Genomic DNA, 22,413 nt, shown 5'->3' on the forward strand with positions numbered 1-22,413 from the left:
GACTCTTCCGTGCTGCCCTTTCCCGACGCCGTCTGTCCCGAGCATCTGCAATCCCGTCTGCAACAGCAGTGGCAAAGCTGGTGTGAGCAGGTGGGAAATGAGGCTGCCGGCGCAGTAAGTGGACTGCTGGAAAACGATGCGGCGCGACAGATCGCTGTGGCGCGAGCCATGGTCGGCTCGGACTTTTTTATGCAGCAGTGCAGTCGCAACCCCGCGCTGCTGCAGCAGTTACTGGGCAGTGATGATCTCGGCATTGCTGCGCCCGATCTAACAGCTTTGGATTCCGAGCAGGCACTGGAAAAGACCTTGCGCCAGCTCAGGAACCGGGTGAATGCGGAAGTGATCTTCCGGGACTTTGCCGGCCAGTGGGATATTCCCGCGGCGTGTGCGCGGCTGACGGAACTGGCGGAAGTCTGTATCCAGGCCGCGCTCGACTGGCACCGGGAGAGAATGCTCGAGCGTCACGGCGAGCCGCGCAACCGGGGCGGTGTAGCGCAGCCGATGGTCGTGCTGGGCATGGGCAAGCTGGGAGCGCGGGAACTGAACCTGTCCTCGGATATCGACCTGATCTTCGCCTATCCGGAGCCCGGCCAGAGCGACGGGCAGAGCCCGCTGGAAAATCAGGCTTACTTCCAACGCCTCGGTCAGCGCCTGATCAAGACCCTGGATGCCACCACCGCCGACGGTTTTGTCTTTCGCGTGGATATGCGCCTGCGCCCTTACGGCGACAGCGGCCCGCTGGTGAGCCATTACGCGGCACTGGAAGACTACTACCAGACCCAGGGGCGGGAGTGGGAGCGCTACGCGATGATCAAGGCACGACCTGTGGCCATGGCGGGCGAGGGCGCCGCAGAAGCGGCGGAAGACTTGATAGAACTGCTGCGGCCTTTCACCTACCGCCGCTATATCGACTTCAGTGTGATCGAGGCGCTCAGGGAAATGAAAACCCTGATCCAGCGCCAGGTGCGCGCGCGCGGCATGACCGACAACATCAAGCTTGGGCGCGGTGGCATCCGCGAAGTGGAATTTATCGCGCAGGCGTTCCAGCTGATCCGCGGTGGCCGCGAGCCGGATCTGCGGGTGCGCAATATCCTGAAAGTGCTGCCACAGCTAGAAGCGGGTGGCCATCTGCCGGCGGGCTGTGCCGCGCAGTTGCGCGATGCCTACCTGCTGTTGCGTCGGGTGGAGCACGGCCTGCAGGCGGACAAAGACCAGCAGACCCAGACGCTGCCGCCGGAACCCGCGCGCCGCGAGCAGCTGGCGTTTGCACTGGGCTACGAAAATTGGCCGGCACTGGAAAGCAAACTACTGGAGGCCCGCACGGTCATCGAGCGTGAATTCGACGAGGTGATCGCACCGCCGGAAGAGAGCGGCGAGATCAGCCCCGGCGAACAGTGGCAGATGTTGTGGGCCGGTTGCGCGCGCGCCGAGGAGCGGGATAGCTGGCTGGAGCAACTGCACGAGGGTGGTTTCCAGCCGGCGTCCAAGGCGCTGGATCTTCTGCTGGACCTGCGTGGTGATCGCATTGTCGCGGCTCTGCCGGCGTCCGGTCGTCAGCGCCTGGACCAGACCATGCCGCTGTTGCTGGCGGCGGCGTCCGAGGTGAGTGAGCCATTGCTGGCGTTGGGCCGGGTGATGCCGCTGCTGCGTTCCATTTTGCGCCGCAGTGCCTATCTGGTGCTAATCATCGAAAATCCGCCGGTGCTGACCCAGTTGCTGCGGTTGTGCAGCGCCTCGCCGTGGATCGCCGAGCAGTTGGCGCGCCATCCCATCCTGCTGGATGAAATGCTCGACCAGCGCCGGCTGTTACAGCCTTCCACCGCCAAAGATATTGCCGACGACCTGCGCCAACATATGCTGCGGGTGGACCCGGAGGATCTGGAGGCGCAGATGGAAGCGCTGCGCCATTTCAAGCAGGGGCAGAGCCTGCGTATCGCCGCCCAGGAAATTACCGGCGCGCTGCCGCTGATGAAAGTGAGCGATTCCCTCACCTGGCTCGCCGAGGCGATTCTGCAGCAGTCGCTGCAGCTCGCCTGGCAGCAGGTAACGGAAAAGCACGGTGCACCCGCGGGCACAAGTGCGGAGGAAATGCGCTTTGCCATCGTCGCCTACGGCAAGCTCGGCGGTCTGGAACTCGGCCACGGCTCGGACCTGGATATCGTGTTTGTGCACGACGCCGAGGCGCAACAGTACACCGACGGTGAAAGATCCATCGACAACCTGAGCTTCTACACCCGCCTCGCCCAGCGCCTGATTCATATCCTGCAGACGCGCACGCTAAGTGGCTCGCTGTACGAGGTGGACACCCGCCTGCGTCCTTCCGGCAATTCCGGTCTGCTGGTGACCTCGCTGGTGGCGTTCGAAAAATACCAGCGCGAGAGCGCCTGGACCTGGGAGCGCCAGGCACTGGTGCGCACCCGTGCGGTTGCTGGTAGCGAGCGACTCGGTGCTGCGTTTGAAACCCTGCGCATTGAACTGCTTTGTGCGCCGCGAGATGAGCAGAAATTGCGTGAAGAAGTGGTGGATATGCGCAATAAAATGCGTGCGCAGCTCGATAAGAGCAATGATCGGGAATTCGATCTCAAGCACGGTCGGGGCGGTATTGTCGACATTGAATTTATGGTTCAATATGCCGCATTGGCCTGGGCGCACAGCGCCCCATCAATCGTGCGATATACCGATAATATTCGCATTCTTGAAAGCCTCACTGAGGCGGGCCTGATGCCGGCTCACCAGGCCGCGCATTTGATCGACGCCTACAAAGCCTACCGATCTGAAGGTCATCGCCTGGCATTACAACAGCTGCCCGGGGTTGTATCCGGTGACCAATTCGAAGCGGAAAGAAAGACCGTTGAAACAACCTGGCAGCAGATACTGGGCTGAGCCATCTCCCTCGGGAGAGAGTGTTTTCCCCGGTGTTTTATTCGCTGCCTGCTTAAACTGTTTTTCACTGGCTCTGTGCTGTAGGAGCCAGCCTGCTGGCGAACTGGTTCGATCTGCCCAATGTCCGGGCTCGACTTCCCTCCCCAGGCAAAAGCTCCTACAGAGTGCGTAACTGAATTCTTGCAGGAGTTTCCCATGTCATTTGCCGATAGAGACGGCGTTATCTGGTTTGACGGTGAACTGGTTCCGTGGCGCGATGCCCGGGTACATGTACTCACCCACACTCTGCACTACGGAATGGGCGTGTTCGAGGGCGTGCGCGCCTATCAGACCGCCGACGGCGGCACCAGCATCTTCCGCCTTCACGAACACACCCGCCGCCTGTTCCGCTCTGCCAAGATCATGAACATGCCCATGCCGTGGGATGTGGAGCAGTTGAACGAAGCCCAGCGTCTGGTGGTGCGGGAGAACGGCCTCAAGGAAGCCTACCTGCGCCCTATGGCATTTTACGGCTCCGAGGGCATGGGCCTGCGTGCGGACAAGCTGCAGACCCACGTGATTGTCGCCGCCTGGGAGTGGCCGAGCTACATGAGCCCGGAGGCAAAAGAGCTGGGTATCAAGGTCAACACCTCGTCCTATACCCGCCACCACGTGAACATCGCCATGTGCAAGGCGAAGGCCAACGGCAACTACATCAACTCCATGCTCGCGCTGCAGGAGGCGATCCGCAACGGCTGCGAGGAGGCACTGCTGCTGGACCCGGAAGGCTATGTGGCCGAGGGCAGTGGTGAGAACTTCTTCCTGGTGAGCGACGGCGTGATCTATACCCCGGAACTCACTTCCTGCCTCGATGGCATCACCCGCAAGTCGGTGATCCAACTGGCGGAGGAGTGCGGTTACAAGGTGGTGGAGAAACGCATCACCCGCGACGAGGTGTACATCGCCGACGAGGCCTTCTTCACCGGTACCGCCGCAGAAGTACTGCCAATCCGCATGCTCGACGGCCGCACCATCGGTTGCGGCCGCCGCGGGCCCATAACCAAGCGCCTGCAGCAGATGTATTTCGACGCGGTGCAGGGCCGCAGCCCGGCGCATATGGGCTGGCTCAGCGATGTGCACGAGGGCTGCCAGCCGCCGCAGGCGGCATCTGCCTGACGGTTGAAGCTATCGCAGTCAGAAAAGGCGGAGTCCGCAAGGTCTCCGCTTTTTTTATGCCTGCTGAGGTGTGATCCGTGCGGTGGAGGCACCAGCGCATATCCCTTAAACTCTCCGTCCAGTGTAATTGGGCGCCGCAACAGCCGGCGCCGCGCAGGACAGGTCTCACCGCATGTTTTCCTACTTTATGAAGAAGCGTCTGCGCAAGCATGACGCAGTCAATAACCGCAAGCTGGAGTCCATCCTGCGGGTTCAACTGCTGCAGCAGCAGGCGCTGAACAGCACCACCCCGGGTGTCGGCAACGACAAGGAGCATCATATCGTTGTCTCCCTCACTTCCTTCGATAAGCGTATCGACAACTTGTTCTACACCGTGGAAAGCTTGTTCCAGCAGTGGGTGAAGGCGGATGCTGTGGTGCTGTGGCTGTCGACAAAAAATTTTCCGGATCGAGTCCTCCCAGCGAGCCTGGAATCGCAGAAAAAGCGCGGTCTACAAGTTCATTTCGTAGAGGAAGACTTCGGTCCGTATAAAAAATACTGCTATGCATTCGAACATTTCCCCGACAGCCTGATTATCACTGTCGATGATGACACTCTGTATCCGCCGGACATGATCGACCAGCTATACCGCGCTTGGCTGCGCAACCCCAATTGGATTCACTGCCACCGTGCGCACTTTATGCGCAAGGACAGGCGGGGCAAGCTGTTGTCCTACGACGACTGGGATTCCGACTGGCGCTGGAGTGGCAATGATGGGGAACCATCGCTGCTTGTGTTCCCCACCGGGGTTGGTGGTGTACTGTACTTTCCCGGGGCGTTACACCCCGATGCGTTTGACCACGAAAAATTCATGCGCCTCTGCCCAAATGCCGATGATGTGTGGTTGAAGGCGATGAGTTTGAAGCAGGGTACGCTTTGTGCGCGGGTGCCTGACTCGCGCAATTGGTCGCAAAGGTTTTTGTCACTGGTCGGGAGCCAAGACTCGGCCCTAAAAAAAGAAAACTGGCGCAAGCGCGGAGGCAATGACTGCAAGATCCGCACTGTATTTGAGTATTACGACCTGTACAAAATGCTCGATTGAGCTGTGTGCCGCTGGCAATTGCCGGCGGCACTGGCGGGTAATGATTACGCGCTCGCCACCTGAGGACGACCCACACAGAAATATTCAAACCCGGCCTCTGCCATGTCCAGCGGATCGTAGAGGTTGCGGCCGTCGAACACCACCGGCGCTTTCAGGCTGTTGCGCACGGTGTTGTGGTCCAGTGATTTGAACTGCTGCCACTCGGTGGCAATGATCAGCGCATCGGCGCCGGACAGCGCGCTGTCGCGGGTGCCGCACAGTTGCAGGTCTTCGCGGTTGCCGTAAATGCGCTCGCACTCGTGCATCGCCTCCGGGTCAAACGCGCGTACCTTCGCACCCATTTCCCACAGGTTTTCCATCAGCACGCGGGCGGGCGCCTCGCGCATGTCATCGGTGTTGGGCTTGAACGACAGGCCCCACAGCGCGAAGGTCATACCGGAGAGATCCTGGCCGTAACGCTGCTGGATTTTTTTCAGCAGGTAATGCTTCTGGCTGTGGTTGCGCTCTTCCACCGCGTTCAGGATTTTCGGGTCGAGTCCCAGTTGCGCGGCGGTGGTTTTCAGGGCCTGCACGTCTTTCGGGAAACAGGAGCCGCCGTAACCGATACCGGGGTAAATGAAGTGGTAGCCGATGCGCGGGTCCGAGCCGATGCCCTGGCGCACGGATTCGATATCCGCACCGACGCGGTCGGCGATCACCGCCATCTCGTTCATGAAGCTGATCTTGGTGGCGAGCATGCAGTTGGCCGCGTACTTGGCCAGTTCCGCGCTGCGCACATCCATCACAATGACCTTGTCGTGGTTGCGATTAAACGGTGCATACAGCTGGCGCATTTTCTGCTCGGACGCGTGCTCGCTGGTGCCGATGATGATGCGGTCGGGTTTCATGCAGTCGGCTACCGCGGAGCCTTCTTTCAAAAATTCCGGGTTGGAAATGACATCGAATTCAAGGTTCAGCGCATTGCGCTCGGCCAGGGTGCGGGTTACCTGCTCGCGCACCTTGTCCGCGGTACCCACTGGCACGGTGGATTTGTTGATGATGTATTTCTTGCGGTCCATGTGTTCGGCAATGGTGCGTGCCACCGCGAGCACATAGCGCAGGTCCGCGGAGCCGTCTTCATCTGGCGGGGTGCCGACGGCGATAAAAATCAGGTCGCCATGGGCCACACCGGCGGCAGCGTCAGTGGTGAAACTGAGGTTACCGGATTCGTTGTTGCGCTTGACGATGGGCTCCAGGCCCGGTTCAAAAATCGGGATATGGCCCTGCTTCAGGCGCTCGATCTTGTTTTCATCGATATCCACACAGGTAACCCGGTGGCCGGCTTCCGCCAGCACCGCAGCCTGTACCAGGCCCACATAGCCGGTGCCAAAAACGGTAACGTTCATTGTTGATTTTCTCCAGTGTCTGCCGCGGGACCCGACAAAAATTCCAGGGCGTTGTGGCGGACGGGTTAAACGGGTTAAAAGTTAAATTCGAAATTCAATTGTTCACTGCACCCACACATAGTCGTGACTGAAGGCCGCGCCGGTGGTGGCCTCGACGATGTACTGTGCGTACAGGGTGTTGTTCATCTCGCGGTGAAAGAAATCGCGGCAGCGGGAAGCCCAGTGCTGCCGGCGCGCGTCGTCTCGGTGAAACTCGACGATCTGTTGTTGCAGTGTCACGGCATCGCGAAAATAGACCAGTGTCTCCGCGGGCATGAAATCATCAAACCCGGCGGATTCGTGGGTAAATACCAGCAGGCCATTGCCGGCCAGCTGTGCGATACGTGCGGAGGAGTACCACTGGTAGCCCTCCTGGCGATTCAGGTTCAGGCCCATTTTGCTGTGGGCCAGTTTGCGTTCGTAATCCCGCCCCCACAGCGCCGGCTGCTCAAATAATCCGGGAGTATGGAAGCGCAGGTCACCGGGCAGCTTTTCTTTCAGCTCGGACACCAGCGCGCCGCGTTCGGTGAACTGACGGGAGTTGCTGCAGAACAACAGGTCGGTTTCCAGCGCGGGGTCGTCCGCGGCGAGTAGGCTGACATCGGCGTTTTCTACCGACGGGTCCACCGGGTTTGGCATATGCCACAGGCTCGCGCGCTTGCCGGCAAATCGCTTCAGTTCCTGCGGACCGGTGGAGACAAACATGGCGTCGGCGATTTCGCAGCGCCTGGCGATATTAGCCGCATTCCGCGGTACAAACAGCGGATCGTTGTTGCAGGCTGCCAGCAGGATGTGCGGGTGGCGGCGGCGGATTTCAGCAAAGGTATCGTTGCCGATCAGGTCGCAGTGGCCGAAAACGATCAGTTCGGGCTCAAACGCCTCAACGGTCTGCAACAGGCGCCGGTTGGTTATCTTCTTGCCCAGCTCGCGGATACCCAGGGGCGCCTCGAATCGGGCCACGTCGCGGTCGCTGAAGGCCAGCACATTGTGGCCGGCACGGACCAGGCCGGAATACAGCTTGAGCGCCCAACTGACGCGGAGCTGACCGTATTTTCGCTGCTGGTGGTTGTCGACGTGGAGAATGCGCATAAAGTGAACTAAACCAGCAATAACATAAGCTCGGCGGACCCTGTGGTTTCAGGGTGATACACGGGCCCTGGCAGCACCGGCAAAACGGATTTAATCCGGCATTATACTGCCGGCCCTCGCCAGTTCAATTACAGCGGGGTGTCCGTCAGGTATCCCGGGGGCGTCTGGCTGGTCGTTTGGTGGATTGGCTGGCTGGTCGGCGGGTGGATTTTCTGTGCCTGTATTCCCCCGGATGGCTGCGGTAGCATGCATTTTTTCTGTGCGACGGTGCTGTGGAGGCGGGTGTTGCTGACAATCTGGCGTTTTATGGATGGCAATCGCGCCCACGAAAAGCAGAGCGCGGCGCTGGTGAGCGGGTTGCGCAGCTGCCTCGGCGCGGATGCCGTCAGGTGTCACGATCTCGCCTGTTGCGAGTTGAATATTTCCCTGTGGGGCAGCCTGCCCGATTCTCTGCACCAGCTGCCCAGGCCCGATCTGATCCTCGGCGCCGGCCACGGCAGTCACTGGCCGGTACTGCGCGCGCGCCGCGCGTTTGGCGGCCGCAGCGTGGTCATTTTGCAGCCGAGCCTGCCACTGTCCTGGTTCGACTTCGTCATAGTGCCCGAGCACGACCGCCCGCCGCCGCTGCCCAATGTGATCCTCACCCGCGGCGCTCTTACCGAGCCACTGCCGGAATTACCGTTTGAGTCCCAGCGCGCGCTGTTACTATTCGGCGGTCCCAGCAAACACTTTTTCTGGGATGCCACGCGGGTGGCGACGGCGACGGCACAGTTGCTCAAACAGCCGCTGCAGTGGCAGGTGTCCGATAGCCGGCGCACGCCGGAGGGCACACTGGTGCACTGCGCAGACAACGGTGCCGAGTTGCACCCTTGGCAGCAGTGTCCACCGGGATGGCTGGCGGAGCAGATGGCTGCCGCGGGGCAGATCTGGGTGACCGGCGACAGTGTGTCGATGATCTTCGAGGCGCTGCAAAGCCGCGCCCGGGTTGGTGTCATTACCCTGCCCAGTCGCCATTCCCGCAACAAGATTCGCAGTGCGGTACAGCGACTGCTGGACGATGGCCTGGTACACGAGTGGACCGGCAGTGATGCGGATCTGCCGGCGGGTATCCCGACCCCTGGGGTGCCGTTTGCCCAGCAGGTATCCTGTGCGCGCGCACTGCTGCGCCGCTGCGGTTGGCCGCTGTCTTCGCCGTCTTACCAGGTGAGTGCCGGAGTTACCCAGTGATCCTGATCGCGACGCAAAATTTCCCCCCGGATCGCGGTGGTATCGAGATCCTGATGGGTGGTCTGGCGGAGGCGCTCGCGGCAGCTGGGCACGAGGTCCGGGTGCTGGCGGATGCCTCCCATGTGGCCGAGGCGGCCAGGGCCAGGCCCTTCCAGCTGCAGCGTTATGGCGGCATGAAGCCCCTGCGCCGCTGGCGCAAGGCGCGGGCGCTGCGCCAGGCGGTGCGCGCGGGCGCGGTCGAGGGGGTGTTTGCGGATTCGTGGAAGAGTGCGGAACTGCTCGGCGACCTGGGTGTGCCGCTGGCGGTGCTTGCCCACGGTATGGAATTTCCCGAGTGGCAGTCCCCGCGCAAGGCCGAGCGCATCCACCGGGCGCTCTTCCTGGCGGATTCGGTGATCGCCAATTCCCGCTACACCGCAGAGCAGGTGCAGCCCTATTTACAGGGCGGTACCCGCCTGACGGTGATCAATCCCCCTATCTGGCCGCAGCCGACCGCCACCGCGCAAAGCCTGGCACGACTGCGCGCGCGTATCGGTGGCGGCGATCCGGTGCTGGCAACGCTCGCCCGCCTGGAACCGCGCAAGGGTGTGGATATGGTCATCCGCGCACTGCCGCAGATTCGCGCCCGGCACCCGCAGGTGGTCTATCTGATCGCGGGGTTGGGGGATGACCAGCCGCGCCTGAAAAGGCTGGCGGAAGAGCTGCAGGTGGCGGAGTGTGTGCACTTTCTCGGCCCCATGGACGAGGGCGACAAGGCGGCGCTGTACGAGGTTGCGGATCTGTTCGCGATGCCGGCGCGCCGCGAGGGCAATTCTGTCGAGGGCTTTGGTATCGTCTACCGCGAGGCCCAGTGGTACGGAGTACCGGTGCTGGCCGGTCGCGACGGCGGTGCAGTGGATGCGGTAGCTGGTGGTGAGCTCGGTGCCCTGTGTAATGGTGCCGACGCCGGCGACGTGTGCGCGCAGTTGCTGCGGCTGCTGGATGACGACGCGGGTCGCCGCGCGCTGGCGGAAAAAGGGATGGCGGTGGCTCGCGGCCCGGCACAGTGGGCACAGTCCGTGGATGCGTTTCTCGCAGAGCTGCGGCGCTCTTGTTGAAAGCGCTTTTATCTCTTACATCCGCTCCGCTTTTTTCCAGGGAATCGCGCGGTCGGAAATCTCCCAGTGAATACGCTTCCACATTTTTTCGATACGGCGCTCGATATAGCGCCGGCGGGAAAACGCGAAATATTCTGAAAATGGCAGGAAGGCCGCATTGCCGAGGCCGTCCACCAGGAACAGCTCCGGCTGGCCGTCGCGGGAACTGAGCACCAGATTGTGCGGCAGCAAATTTTTGGTCAGTACGCCGGTGCTCCGCAGCCACTGGGAAAAGCGCTCCAGCGCGCCGCGGATGGTGTCGTCCAGACCGTGTAGCTGCAGGTATTTTTCCAGCGTCATCCCGGCTTCGCCGTGTTCGTCCAGTAACAGCTCGGATACCGCACCGGGGCCGATGTTCGTCTCCTCCATACCGTACCAGCGCGGCAGGTGTGCCCACACCGGGCTGTCCGGCTGCGCATGTTTCAGTACCTTCTGACCGTAACCCACCACCTCGCGCGCGTTGTCATCGAACTGGCTGTCGCTCGCCAGCGCCTTGTACCAGGGCGCGCGTTGACGCAGTTCGGCAATACGCCCGGGGCGCATTACCTTGACACAGCGGTCGGCAAATTGCGGGTGCCGGTAGCAGTGGCGGTTACCGCCGGAGGCGAAGGGTTGGGCGTGGGTGAGATCGATCAAAACGTCAGCTCTATTGGTCCGGTTGGCGCTGCGCCAGCATGCGCTGGTAGAGCGCCATGGTTTTTTGCGCGAGGGTGTCCAGGGTAAATTCCGGATTGAGGTGTGAAGCTTGCGGGTGGGCCAGCAGCGCGCAGGTTTTTTCCAGCAGCTGTTGATGGTTGCCGTTTTCCACCAGCCCCTGCGGGAAACACGCGCGCAGGGATTCCGCCGGGCCGCCGATGTCGTAGCCGATGATCGGTGTACCCATGGCGGCGGCCTCGATCACCGTGCGCCCGAAGGGTTCGGGTTTTTTCGACAGGTTGTAAACCAGTGCCGAGTAGCGGTACCACTCGCGGATATCGCTGCGGTGGCCGGTGAAGGTGATCCGGTCTGCGATGCCGAGCGTTGCCGCCAGCGCTCGCAGTTCCTCCGCGTAATGTTCCTTGTTCTTTTCCGCCCCGCCGAGAATTACCCCCTGAACATCGCTCTGCTGTTGCGACAGCGCTGCGATCAGGTGGATGAAATCTTCCTGTCCTTTCCAGCGGCTCAGTCGTCCGGGCAGCAGTAGCCAGCGACGCTCGCGCAACTCGGGGAATTCTCCCAGGGTACTTTCCAGCCAGTCTGTAGGCGCGGGGATTCCCGGGAAAAATTCCGCAGTGTCCACACCGCGGTAAATCACTTCGGGTTCCGCGCGCAGCTCTGCGCGGTAATTTGTGAGCAGATAGTCCTTCACGCAGTCGGAGATCGCGATCACCTGTTCGGTCTTCGCCATGATCGCACTGTAGCGGTTGATCGAATACAGACCGTGGGCAGTACTTACCAGGTGCGGGCGGGAGCGCGGGTCGAGTTTTTTCCAGGCGAGATAGGTGAGCCACGCCGGCACGCGCGAGCGCACGTGCAGTATGTCAGGCTGCAGTTCGCGGATCAGCCGCCTAAGCGGTCGAACCTGCAGCAGGCTCGCGAGGGATTTGCGGTGCACCGGCAGCGCGATATGCCGGCTGCCCTCCATTTGCAGTTGCTGCACCAGACGGCCGCCATTGGACACGACGATGGATTCGTGGCCGGCGCGCACCAGCGCGCGCGCCAGATCCAGGGTACCTCGTTCCACCCCGCCGGAATTGAGCGCGGGCAGCAGCTGGATGACTCTCAATTTGTGACTCCCAATCTGTTGCCGGATATACGACCGATTCGAAGCGGCAGATTATAGGGGAGTTTGCCCGCCCATGTCGGCGGCCTGCCGGCGCTTCGCCGCCCACAGCTGGGTGAGCAGCCCGCCGCCGACCAGCGCCAGCAGCAGTCGCCCGCTCTCGAAAAACAGGTAGGACTCGAACAGGTTGATGATGCCGAAAAACACCGCGAACGACAGCGCGAAAACCAGGTTGCTGCCGGACAGCAGCCCCGCGCGATAGAAGCGCAGGCAGCGGCTCACCAGCCAGTACACCAGTGCGCCGAGGAGCAGCAGTCCCAGCAGCCCGAAATTCACCAGCAGGTCCAGATAGCTATTGTGCAGGTGGCCAAACCGCTGCTTGACCTCGTCCGGCAGATTGGGGGAGTAATCGAAGATCAGGCTGCGGCCGTTGCCGCCCCAGCCCACCAGCGGGCGCTGGGCAATCCAGTTCAGGGCCTCGGCCCAAGTATGCAGGCGGATACCGACGCTGGTGTAGGGCACTTTGTCCAGGTCACCCTGTTGTAGCAGGGCGAAGGTATTGCGCTCGCCCTCTAAACGTTTTTCGACAATTTCCCCGAGACACAAATAGCCGACCAGCACCGACGCGCCGCACGCGGCCACTACCGCCGCGGTGATATAGCGCCGGTGGCTTAGGTAATACTTTTGCAGCGTGATAACGGCCGCACACAGTGTGACCAGCAGTGCCAGTAATAAACCAACCCAAACGCCGCGGGTCTTGGTCAGGATCACTGCGGTGATACAGATCGCGAGCGCCAGCAGCCAGGCGGCGCGATACAGCCAGCAGCCGCGGCGGTTGCGTAGGATCGAGGGGGCGAGCGCCAGCAGTCCCAGTGCGCCAGTGCCGAACAGCATGGCGGTGTGCTGGGCATTGTGCAGGCCAAAATCCACTCGCCTCCACCAAGTTAAGCCTAGGCGCCACTCCGTAAGGCCGCCACCGGAGATCCAGGGTGAAAGTAACAGCCCTAGCAGTGCCAGCCCCCAAAGTAGATATGCATTGCGCGCCTGGCCCCCCAGCAGTACCGCCACCGGGATCATCGCAAACCAGTTGGCAAGCCGGTGTACCTTGAACGAGGACTCTGCCCACTGCGGTTGCAGTATCCACGACGCGACCCACGAAATCAGTGAAACCCCGATGGCGGCGACCGCGAGCCACACAATGCCCGAACGGCGCAGGGATACACCGTGAAGCGGCTTGCCGTAGATGGCGAGTATCACCAGCCCGCACAGGTTGGCGAGCTGGAAGGCCTTGTCCGGCACGCTATCCAGAGCGATGCCGAAAAAGCCGTAAACCAGCAACGCCAGCACACCGGTGAACTGCAGCCAGGGGCGCGGCTGCATCAGTTGGTTGGGGCGCCACCAGAGGCCGCGGTGGAAACTTACCGGTGCAGTGCCAATGGCCGCAGTCGGGCTGGCGGAGTGGGGTGGAGGGTTGCTCATGAAACGGTTGACTCGGATACAGCAGAGTTCGACACTGCAGGACTTTGGTTGCACCAGTGCGGCGCAGACATGGGGTAGAATGCTACCAAACGTTGGGTCCTTTTCCACGGAATTCGTCCCATTTCGCTTCCAATCACTTGGTACCCGTTTTCGATTTGATGCGTTACCTCTATACTTGGTTTTTCCGCCTCATGCTCCCGCTGATGTTGTTGCATCTGTGGTGGCGCGGTCGCGCGGACCCCAACTACCGCAAACGCTGGAGCGAACGCTTCGGACTGGTGCCTTCCCGCCCTGGAGCGCGCCGCCGCTGGCGCGAACGTTTCGGCGTGGTGCCGGATCGCGCCAGCCGCGCGCCGTTGATCTGGATTCACTCGGTTTCTGTGGGCGAGACCCTCGCCGCGGTGCCGCTGATCAAGGAACTGGCGCATCGCCACCCCCGCTGGCAGTGGCTGGTGACCACCACCACGCCCACCGGTTCGCAGCGGGTGCACGATGCGCTGGATCCGATTCTGCACGGGCGCCTGCTGCACTACTACCTGCCGTTTGACCTGCCGGAATGCCTGGCACCGTTTCTCGATGCCCTGCGCCCGAACATCCTGGTGAGTATGGAAACCGAGCTGTGGCCGAATTTGCTGGCGGCCTGTGACAAGCGCCGTATACCAGCGGTACTGGTGAACGGCCGTCTCAGCGCCAAATCCGCCAGGGGCTACCGGCGTTTTCCCCGCCTGACCCGGGACATGCTGAATCACCTCAGCAAGATCGTGGCCCAGTATCCCGCGGATGCCGAGCGCTTTGTGGCTCTGGGGATGCCTGCGGAGCAGGTGGTGGCCGTGGGCAATATCAAATTCGACCTGCACATTGGCTCCGGGCTTGAGAGCGAGGCGCAGGTGCTGTCGCACCAGTGGCGCGGCGCGTCGAAGCGGCCGGTGTGGCTGGCCGCCAGCACCCACGGCGGTGAGGATGAAGTGGTCCTGGAGGCACACCAGACGCTGTTGCGGGATTTTCCCGATCTGCTGCTGGTACTGGTGCCGCGACACCCGGTGCGGTTCGACAGTGTGGCGCGCCTGTGTCGGGAGCGGGACCTCGCGCTGGTGCGGCGCAGTGACAAGCGAGCACCGAGCGCGGACGACCGGGTACTGCTGGGCGATACCATGGGCGAGCTGCTGCGTTTCTATGGCGTCTGCGATGTAGCCTTTGTCGGTGGCAGCCTGGTACCGGTGGGCGGCCACAATATGATTGAGCCGGCGGCCTGGGGCGTGCCGGTGGTGTGCGGCCCGCACCTGCACAACTTCAGCACCGTGGCGAGCCTGATGCAGGAGGCCGGTGGACTGGCGGTGGTCAACGATGCGGCCGAGCTGGCGACCCAGGTTGCAACATGGCTGCGGGACCAAGCGCTGCGCGAGGACGCCGGTGCCCGCGGCCGTGCGGTGGCGGAACAGAACAGCGGCGCGCTGGCGCGCACTGTGGAAGAGGTTGAGGCACTGATGCCGCGGTGACCGGTTCCAGTGGGTAAAAATTTGCGGCAAATAAAAAAGGCCGATCGCTCCCGCGATCGGCCTTTTTTGATTTGTGTGTTTCGCACCGGCTACTGGTTCTTGTCCGTCGCCTTGCGCACGCTGCTGCGGATCTGGGTATTGAGCTTGCTGCCGGTGTAGCGCCCCTTGCTGATATGGCGAATACGGTAAACCCCGGGGATTTCCAGTGGCGTGCCCTGGGTGCCAAGCAGCCAGCGGAAGGCCCGGTCCTCGTGGGCCTTGCACCAGGTGTCGGCGGGCTTCTGGTAATAGCGGAGGCAGTCGCAGTAACCGCCGGCGCGGGCCACATCGCCGTGGGCAATCTGCAGCGGGCCGGTGGCGCGGTCGCGGGTCTGCTCCACAAAGCGCGAGTCGTCGATCTCGATTACTCGCAGCTCCGCCGGGTCGAAATTCAGCATGGGGTCGTCGTCTTCCAGCAGCGAGGTGATGCGCTCGCGAGACGGGAACACCAGGCTGTCGCGGCGGCCCTGCAGCAGCTCGGCCAGGCGGTCGATACAGTTTTCCCGGAACATCAGGTCGCAGTCGGTGAACCAGATCCAGTCCGCCTTGGTGGCGAGCGCCGCCTGGTTGCGACCGATGGCACGGCGGAACAGGGATTCCTTCGGCAGCTCGCACCAGTTCCAGGTCACGCCCGGTACCTGCTGGCGGCCGATGAAGTCCAGCACCGCGGCGGTGCGGGTGTCCTCGCCGTTGTAGTACGCGGTCATGGTGACCGTCGCCTTGGTGGGCGGGTACAGCACCAGGGAGCTCAGCTGGTAGATCAGGAAGTGGGAGTACTGCCAGCAGTGGCTGACGATCTCGATATCCAGCACGCCGGTGCGCGCCGCGCGCTGCTTTTCTGTGGGCAGCGGCTTCTGGAACAGCGACGGCGGCACCAGACCGCTGGCGGCGAGGCGCAGGAACTGACTGACAATCGGGTCGGACCAGTGTTTGTAGCTTGTCATGGGAACTCTGGCTTTCGGAAATTGGGGATTTGTTGGAATCTGGCGTCTTTCGGGGCGCGGATTATTCGGGAGAGTAGCCGCTTTCCAGCAGCTGGCGGATACCCTGCGGGGTTTCAATAATCCCCTCTTTGGCAACGCGCAGGCGCATCGCCTTATTGCGCGCCACAATTTCCCGGTCCGCATAACCGCGCGGGTGGTCCAGGTGCACGCAGATGGCGTCGAAACGCACGTGGCGTGGCTTGATCCCGGCATTTTCCAAGCGTACACCGAATTCGCGGTCGAGCCCGCCCCAGGCCATGCGCTCGTCGAAACCGTTCACTTTCAGGATGTCGGCCTTCCACGCGGAGGCATTGGAGCCCTTCAGGTTGCACGCGGTGGGGGTGAGGCGGTTGAGCAGCGGCGCCCAGCGCTCACCGGCGCGGAGTTTCAGGGTTTTGCGGCGGGTTTTCAGACCGTTGGCGCAGAGCCACTCGTAGTCGAAGCAGCGCCCGGAGACAATGTCGTCCCTGGTGATGGCTTCGCTGGTGCTCATGGGCAGCTTGAAGTAACTCCCGGACAGGAAGTAGCCCTTTTCGGCGCGGCGCTTGTGCACTGCGAGGAAATCCGCGCGCGGAATACAGTCGCCATCGGTGAACACGATGTAGTCGCCGCGGGCGTGAAGGATGGCCTTGTTGAGAATCCGGCACTTGCGGAAGCCGTCGTCGCGCTGCCACACATAGCGGATATCCATCCCGGTCTCCTCCCGCAGTCTTGCCACCAGTTCACCGGTTTCCGGACGGGAGCCGTCGTCGGCGACGATCACTTCCAGCGGCTTTTCCGTCTGGCAGCTGTAACCCCACAGCACTTTTTCCAGCCATACGGGGGAGTTGTAGGTGGTCATGATGACGGACAGGTTCATGTAAATTCCGAGTAGTTCCGCTGTTGCTGTGTCAGTACCCGGCGCCGCCGGGGCGGGGGAATTTAACCCATCGCCAAGGGTATTGCGAATATCCCGCAGGTCCCACAGCACGCAGCCCCCGCAGGATATCGCGAGGGCGGTGCCATGCAGATTCAATACGGGGTGGTCAGAGTGTGTAACCGTAGCGCTCGGCAGCGAGGATAAGTTCTGCGCGCACTTCGTCGGACAGCAGGTCGAGGGTGATGTCGCTGCGCTTCTCACCGCGGGTATTCACATTGCGAGGCAGTGACTCGAAAGTCTCTTTCACCCTGGCCGGATCGTGGGGAAAGTCGATGCGCTCCAGCATGGCGAGGAGCTGGGACAGGTCAAAGTCCTCAATGCGGTAGCGATGGTACTGTTTGGGCGCGGCGCGCGTCTCCACCAGCGCATTCCAGTCGATCCAGAAGCGGGCCAGCTAGTTTACCTGCTCGCCGAGTGGCAGTGCGGCAAAGCCGGCCTTGTCCATTTTCGGGATATGGGGCAGGTGGCGGCTGCGACAGCGCCCGTGCACCCAGCCTTTCTTCTGGCGCGAGCGGATGAATTCCAGTGGGTGGCGCAGCTGGTGGAACACCAGGGTTTCATCTGCCAGCAGCGGCAGCCAGGGGGCTGCCTCCCAGGCGGCCTCGCCGCGAATCTCCGGGCACCACGCCAGTTTATGCAGTCCCAAACGGGCCAGGGCGCCGCGCGCCAGCGAGGGCTTGCTGCCGGTGAAAAACTGCTCGTGGGTGCAGGAGCAGCCCAACTGGGTCAGGAGCTTGGCGGTGTAAGTGGTTCCTGAGCGGCCACAGCCCGTGATCACAAAGGGTCTGGCGGTTCGGGGGGCGGGCTCGTGGGCTTCAATTGCGATATCGGTCATTCGGATCTCAGTCTGGTGGTATATCCCGGCCGAGTCCATGGCCTAATGCGTGCTTCGGGGTCCTGTATCCGGGCGGGTGCTATCTCACTGGCACCTGCATACCGGGCGATAAGTCACGGCAGTGACAGGTGGCTTTTGGTATGCTGCGCCAGCCTAGCGAAACAGCAGAGCGTAAGCCGACAACTCATGCATATTTTTGTCTTTTCCTTCAACCGTGGTCTATTCCTGGACAACTGTGTCCGCTCCATCGAAGCCTGCGCACCGCAGTGCAAGCTGACGGTGATCGACGACGGCAGTGACGACCCGGAAACCCGCGCGGTGCTGGCGGATGTAGCCAAGCGGCACCGGGTGGTCGATAAAACTGCTGAGTCAGGTCACAAGCTCGGCGGCCTCTATGCCAATATGCAGGCGGCCTATGAGATGGCCGCGGACGACGAGCTGATGTGCTTTCTGCAGGATGATACCCAGATGGTACGCCCGCTCACAGATGAAGATATCCAGCATCTGTGCCAGAGCTTCGAGCAACAACCGGACCTCGGTTTTGTCTCGCCGGCCTTCGTGCGCGGCTTTTCTCTCAGGAAGAAGGCGGACCGGGATTTCCGCTTTGATCGCGAGCGCGACTTCTGGTTCTGGTATCCGAAGAAGCGCTCTACCGGTACCTGGTTTTCCGCGCTGCTGATCGCCGACCCCAAGCGCCTGCGGCAGTTGAACTGGCAATTTGAGGTGGGGGAGTCTGTGAACAACCGCCGGGCGGCGAAACTGTTCTGCCGCATGGCGCGTATGCGCGCGCCGTTTTCCATGTGGCTGCCCAATGGCCGCGCTTACCGCGGTAAGCAGAAGTCCATGGCGCTGCGCTTTGGGGAGTGGTCGCGCCGCTGTGGCCTGTACCCGCTGCAGATCATGTCGGATCAAGAGGTGCAGGCACTGAAACAGGCCGAGCCCGCACGTTTGCCGGTGGCGGAAGAGTTCCTGAAGACGACTCGCGGCAACATCAGCACGCCCTGGGCCTACGATCCCATGCAGGGTGCCGGCTGGCTCAAGCTGCTGGATCGTCTGGAGCGCAAGCTGCGCGGGCTGTTCCGCTGACATCCGGCTCGCGTGCTATTGGGGGGAAGAAGGCGCGGCATTAGAATACGCCGGATTTTCGTTTCCCAAACAAGGCCTGGAACGGAACCGGGTTGTAATAAAAACAGGAAGGCAACAAATTTAAGGTATATGTTCCGTGGGGTATCGGCAGTTCAAAAGCAAACTCGCGCGGGTGATCTACGACGACGAAGTGGTGGATGCCGACTGCGAGAAACTGTTCCATTGCGACTGGCATAAGGCCAATAGCGCCTGTGCGCTGGTGGAGCGCGGCAAGGCGGTGATGTTCAAATACCGCGAGTGGGAGCTGGTGTTCAAGCAGTACCATCGTGGCGGCCTCGCCGGGCGACTGGTGGAAAAGTCCTACCTGTACAGCCGCTTGCCCAACACCCGGGTGTGGCGGGAGTTCAATATGCTGCGCGCCATGCGTGAATTGGGCCTGCCGGTACCGCGCCCGGTGGCGGCACGTTGTGTGAGCCTGCCGCCGCTGGCCTATCGCGGGGCGCTGATTACCGAGCGGGTACCCGATTCCCGCACCCTGACGCAAGTTCTGTGTGACAGACCGGTGGATAACGCGCAGTGGTCAAAGCTGGGGGCGTTGATCGCGCGCTTTCATCAAAAAAATGTGTATCACGCGGATCTGAATGCCAGCAATATCCTGCTCACCGGCAGCGGCGATTTCTACCTGATCGACTTCGACAAGGGATCCATTCGTAACTCCCTGAGCCGCCAGGATGCGGATGCCAACGTGGCGCGCCTGCGCCGTTCCCTCGACAAGCTGCAGAAGCGGCACAGCGAATTCCATTTCTCGGAAGACAACTGGCAGGCGCTGGAAAGCGCCTACCGTGCCGCAGTCGCTGATTGATCTCCTGAATCCGGAATATGCCTAGACCGCGTAATAGTCCCGGTACCACTCCACAAACTTCCGCACTCCCTCGCGCACGCTGGTATCCGGCTTGTAGCCGATCGCCTGCTGCAGGCGGTGGGTATCCGCGTGGGTGTCGGGAATATCGCCCGGCTGCATCGGCAGCAGTTCGCGGATCGCGGTTTTCCCCAGGGCCTCCTCCAGCGCGTCGATATAGTCCGACAGTTGCGCGGGATTACCGTTGCCGATATTGAAGATGCGGTAAGGCGCGTTACTGGTACAGGGCGTGGGCGCTGCCCCGGACCAGCTGGCATCCGGCGTGGCGATCTGGTCGCTGGACTGGATCACCCCCTGCACTATGTCGTCGATATAGGTGAAATCCCGGCTGTGATGGCCGTGATTGAACACCGGGATGGGTTTGCCCTCGAGAATCAGGCGGGTGAACTTGAACAGCGCCATATCCGGGCGGCCCCAGGGGCCGTACACGGTAAAGAAGCGCAGCCCGGTGGTGGGCAGGCGGAACAGGTGGCTGTAACTGTGGGCCATCAGTTCGTTGGCGCGCTTGGTGGCGGCGTAAAACTGCAGCGGGTGGTCGACGCCGTGATCCTCACTGAACGGCATGCTGGTGTTGCCGCCGTACACGCTGCTGGTGCTGGCGTAAGTCAGGTGCGGGGTGGCCGCGTGGCGGCAGGTTTCCAGCAGGTTGGAAAAACCCACCAGGTTGCTTTCCACGTAGTCTTCCGGGTGGTCGATGGAGTGGCGCACCCCGGCCTGGGCGGCGAGGTGGATAACGCGGTCAAACTGGTGCTTTTCGAAGCAGCGATCCAGGGCGGCGCGGTCGGCGATATTCGCGCGCACGAATTCATATTCGACGCCGTGCTGTTGTGCGGCGCTATACAGCGCGCGCAGGCGGTCTTCCTTGAGGGCGGTGTCGTAGTAGTCGTTGACATTGTCGAGACCCACCACGGCATAGCCCCGCGCCATCAGGGTTTTCGCCACGTGAAAGCCGATAAAGCCCGCATTGCCGGTAATCAGATACTTCATGGATAGAGTCAGGTCGCAGTTAGCCCGTGGGGGTGGCCGACAGAATTTCCGGTGTTCCGCAATTGTAGTCAGCCCATAAAAAAGGCCGGCACTATAGCAGTGCCGGCCTTCGATTTCTGCGCGGTTCTACCGCTTTAACAGCCTTACTTGCTGAACGGCGCCGCACCGCTATCGAGGATATGTTCGCGGGAAACCGGCATCGCCGGGTTCAGGCGCGCATCCAGCTCCTGCAGGTCATCCGGGCCCAACAGGCCGGCCACCAGCTTGAGGTTCAGGGTGTTGAGGATGTAGTCGTACAGCGCGTTGGCATAGTCGGTTTTGGACAGGGCCAGGGTGCGCTGGGCCAGCAGCACATCGACGATATTGCGGGTACCCACCTCGTAACCAGCCTGGGTCGCATCCAGTGCGCTCTTGGCGGAGATCACCGCCTGCTCGCGGGCTTCCACGCGCGCGGTGTCGGTGGTGACTGCGCGGTGCAGGGTGCGAGTATCCTGGATGGTGTTGCGCTCGGTCAGGTTGCGGATGTCTTCCGCCTGGAACGCCTGGTTGCGCGCCTGGCGCCGGCTGGCACTGAGGCGGCCGCCGGTGTAAAGCGGCATGTTCAGGGTGATTGCTGCGATCTTGGTTTCGCTCTCATCATCGATTGGGGTTGCGCTGGAAAAGGTCGGGAAGCCGGGAAACCTGACATCTCCCGAACTGTCACCGTCGCGGTAGTTCTTGTCGTAGGCAAGGGTTCCGCTCAGCGTTGGCAGGTGTTCGGCGGCCGCGGCGCGGGCGCCGTAGCGGGCGGCGTCGGCGGTCAGGCGCGCGGCCTTGAGAGTGTTGTTGTTCACCAGGGCGAAATCCACCCAGGCGGCGCGGTCAGCGGGGTCCGGCGCGACGACCGCGAAACCCTCTTGCAGCGGTGCCACCACATCGTGGTTAATGCCGGTGAGTACCGACAGTGCGTCGAAATTGCTCAACAGGTCGTCCTGCGCGGTGAGGCGGCGGGCGACGGCGCTGTCGTAGGCGGAGCGCGAGTCGTACACGTCGGTGATCGCCGTCAGGCCCACTTCGAAGCGCTGTTGGGTCTGTTCCAGCTGCTTGGCCAGCGCCTCCTCTTCGGTAATGGCCGCTTGCAGCACGTCGTGGGCGCGCAGTACGTCAAAGTAAGCGGCGGCGACGCGGATCATCATGTCCTGCTGGTTGGCGCTGAATTCGGCAGTGGCCTGTTCGCTGACAGTCTTGCCCTGCTTGTAGCCGAACCAGGCCGGCAGATCGAACAGCGCCTGGTCCAGGCGGGCGCCATAGCCGTGGCTGTCAATATCGCTATCACTACTTGAAACACCGGTGATCAGATCGTCTCGCGAGCACAAGCGAGTTCCATCGGGGCATATCTGGGTGATTGAGCTTGAGTTCGTGCGGGTTTTGGTCACGTCGGCAGACGCATTAACCTGTGGCAGCAGCGCGGAGCGGCCGAGATTCTTCGCCTCGAGGCCGGCGCGGTAGGCGGCGCGGTCGGCGGCAAGCTGCGGGTCGTTGTCGAGGGCCTGCAGGTAAATTTCCCACAAGGTGTCCGCCTGGGCCTGTACCGCGGCGAGACCGGTACTCAGGCCGATGACAGCGGCGGCGAGCATGGATTTGAGCGGGCGACCAAATTGGTGAGCGAGGCGCCCTTTTGCACTTCTTGTCATTACTGTTGATTTCCTGTGACAGCTGCGGTCTTCAAGTTTCCGGTAGCGATGGAATCGGCCCCGGGCTCAAGGGGATCTGCGCCCCCGGCTTTCCTGTAAACCCCGCTTTCCTTTTTGTTAAGGAGTGGAGCCAGTCTGTAATGTGCTCTGAAGGCGTCGCTGGCTTGGCCCGGGGCAATGTTGTATTTCCGTTCGGTACATCGAATCAAGACGGAATCCGGGCCTGCGGTCGCGAGAGTG

The 22,413-nt window shown here is 62.0% G+C and carries 19 protein-coding genes; 8 read left to right on the plus strand and 11 right to left on the minus strand.

Going from position 1 to position 22,413, the window contains the following annotated elements:
• Positions 1–9: 9 nt before the first annotated feature.
• The 3 genes from glnE to R5R33_RS12085 all read left to right on the plus strand — a co-directional run bounded on the left by glnE (position 10) and on the right by R5R33_RS12085 (position 5,119).
• Positions 10–2,883, plus strand: a complete 2,874-nt coding sequence (gene glnE, locus R5R33_RS12075) for a bifunctional [glutamate--ammonia ligase]-adenylyl-L-tyrosine phosphorylase/[glutamate--ammonia-ligase] adenylyltransferase (protein WP_318952953.1) — start codon at positions 10–12, stop codon at positions 2,881–2,883.
• Between the two features lie 195 nt (positions 2,884–3,078).
• Positions 3,079–4,038: a branched-chain amino acid transaminase gene (locus tag R5R33_RS12080; protein ID WP_318952954.1), complete on the plus strand. Its 960-nt coding sequence runs from the start codon at positions 3,079–3,081 to the stop codon at positions 4,036–4,038.
• Between the two features lie 172 nt (positions 4,039–4,210).
• On the plus strand, positions 4,211–5,119 hold the full coding sequence (locus R5R33_RS12085; RefSeq protein ID WP_318952955.1) for a glycosyltransferase family A protein: 909 nt from the start codon (positions 4,211–4,213) through the stop codon (positions 5,117–5,119).
• 44 nt (positions 5,120–5,163) lie between these two features.
• On the opposite strand, the gene R5R33_RS12090 is transcribed toward R5R33_RS12085, so the two are convergent.
• A complete protein-coding gene (locus R5R33_RS12090; RefSeq protein ID WP_318952956.1) occupies positions 5,164–6,504 on the minus strand; it encodes a UDP-glucose dehydrogenase family protein in 1,341 nt (446 codons plus the stop codon).
• Between the two features lie 102 nt (positions 6,505–6,606).
• On the minus strand, positions 6,607–7,632 hold the full coding sequence (locus R5R33_RS12095; RefSeq protein WP_318952957.1) for a glycosyltransferase family protein: 1,026 nt from the start codon (positions 7,630–7,632) through the stop codon (positions 6,607–6,609).
• 282 nt (positions 7,633–7,914) lie between these two features.
• Between R5R33_RS12095 and R5R33_RS12100 the strand changes: the two genes are divergently transcribed.
• Both R5R33_RS12100 and R5R33_RS12105 read left to right on the plus strand, forming a co-directional pair.
• Entirely contained in the window at positions 7,915–8,859 is a 945-nt protein-coding gene (locus R5R33_RS12100; RefSeq protein WP_318952958.1) for a mitochondrial fission ELM1 family protein, read from the plus strand.
• A complete protein-coding gene (locus R5R33_RS12105; protein WP_318952959.1) occupies positions 8,856–9,956 on the plus strand; it encodes a glycosyltransferase family 4 protein in 1,101 nt (366 codons plus the stop codon). Before R5R33_RS12100 ends, R5R33_RS12105 begins: the two co-directional genes overlap by 4 nt.
• A 15-nt stretch (positions 9,957–9,971) precedes the next feature.
• On the opposite strand, the gene R5R33_RS12110 is transcribed toward R5R33_RS12105, so the two are convergent.
• From R5R33_RS12110 to R5R33_RS12120, 3 genes are read right to left on the minus strand one after another with little or no spacing between them, the layout of a single operon-like run.
• Positions 9,972–10,631: a YrbL family protein gene (locus R5R33_RS12110; protein ID WP_318952960.1), complete on the minus strand. Its 660-nt coding sequence runs from the start codon at positions 10,629–10,631 to the stop codon at positions 9,972–9,974.
• Positions 10,632–10,641: 10 nt separating this feature from the next.
• Entirely contained in the window at positions 10,642–11,760 is a 1,119-nt protein-coding gene (locus R5R33_RS12115) for a glycosyltransferase family 4 protein (RefSeq protein ID WP_318952961.1), read from the minus strand.
• A 51-nt stretch (positions 11,761–11,811) separates the two neighbouring features.
• Positions 11,812–13,236: an O-antigen ligase family protein gene (locus R5R33_RS12120; RefSeq protein WP_318952962.1), complete on the minus strand. Its 1,425-nt coding sequence runs from the start codon at positions 13,234–13,236 to the stop codon at positions 11,812–11,814.
• 203 nt (positions 13,237–13,439) lie between these two features.
• Between R5R33_RS12120 and waaA the strand changes: the two genes are divergently transcribed.
• A complete protein-coding gene (gene waaA / locus R5R33_RS12125; protein WP_318952963.1) occupies positions 13,440–14,732 on the plus strand; it encodes a lipid IV(A) 3-deoxy-D-manno-octulosonic acid transferase in 1,293 nt (430 codons plus the stop codon).
• 89 nt (positions 14,733–14,821) lie between these two features.
• Here the strand turns inward: waaA and R5R33_RS12130 are convergent, their stop codons facing one another.
• From R5R33_RS12130 to R5R33_RS12145, 4 genes are all read right to left on the minus strand, one after another.
• The gene (locus R5R33_RS12130) at positions 14,822–15,715 is read right to left on the minus strand and encodes a glycosyltransferase family A protein (RefSeq protein WP_318952964.1); all 894 of its coding nucleotides are present in this window, start codon (positions 15,713–15,715) and stop codon (positions 14,822–14,824) included.
• A gap of 61 nt (positions 15,716–15,776) precedes the next feature.
• The gene (locus R5R33_RS12135) at positions 15,777–16,613 is read right to left on the minus strand and encodes a glycosyltransferase family 2 protein (protein ID WP_318952965.1); all 837 of its coding nucleotides are present in this window, start codon (positions 16,611–16,613) and stop codon (positions 15,777–15,779) included.
• Positions 16,614–16,779: 166 nt separating this feature from the next.
• A complete protein-coding gene (locus R5R33_RS12140) occupies positions 16,780–17,034 on the minus strand; it encodes a hypothetical protein (RefSeq protein WP_318952966.1) in 255 nt (84 codons plus the stop codon).
• Between the two features lie 33 nt (positions 17,035–17,067).
• Positions 17,068–17,508 (minus strand): hypothetical protein, encoded by a 441-nt coding sequence (locus tag R5R33_RS12145; protein ID WP_318952967.1) that lies wholly within the window; start codon positions 17,506–17,508, stop codon positions 17,068–17,070.
• Positions 17,509–17,694: 186 nt separating this feature from the next.
• Here R5R33_RS12145 and R5R33_RS12150 point away from each other — a divergent pair, with 186 nt between their 5' ends.
• Both R5R33_RS12150 and R5R33_RS12155 read left to right on the plus strand, forming a co-directional pair.
• A complete protein-coding gene (locus tag R5R33_RS12150) occupies positions 17,695–18,594 on the plus strand; it encodes a glycosyltransferase (protein WP_318952968.1) in 900 nt (299 codons plus the stop codon).
• 136 nt (positions 18,595–18,730) lie between these two features.
• Complete coding sequence (locus R5R33_RS12155; RefSeq protein WP_318952969.1) at positions 18,731–19,456, plus strand: 3-deoxy-D-manno-octulosonic acid kinase; 726 nt, start codon at positions 18,731–18,733, stop codon at positions 19,454–19,456.
• Positions 19,457–19,477: 21 nt separating this feature from the next.
• On the opposite strand, the gene R5R33_RS12160 is transcribed toward R5R33_RS12155, so the two are convergent.
• Both R5R33_RS12160 and R5R33_RS12165 read right to left on the minus strand, forming a co-directional pair.
• Entirely contained in the window at positions 19,478–20,500 is a 1,023-nt protein-coding gene (locus R5R33_RS12160) for an NAD-dependent epimerase (protein ID WP_318952970.1), read from the minus strand.
• Between the two features lie 143 nt (positions 20,501–20,643).
• Positions 20,644–22,173 (minus strand): TolC family outer membrane protein, encoded by a 1,530-nt coding sequence (locus R5R33_RS12165; protein WP_318952971.1) that lies wholly within the window; start codon positions 22,171–22,173, stop codon positions 20,644–20,646.
• Between the last annotated feature and the right edge of the window lie 240 nt (positions 22,174–22,413).

The sequence above is a fragment of the Microbulbifer pacificus genome (assembly GCF_033723955.1).
GTDB classification, from domain to species: domain Bacteria; phylum Pseudomonadota; class Gammaproteobacteria; order Pseudomonadales; family Cellvibrionaceae; genus Microbulbifer; species Microbulbifer pacificus.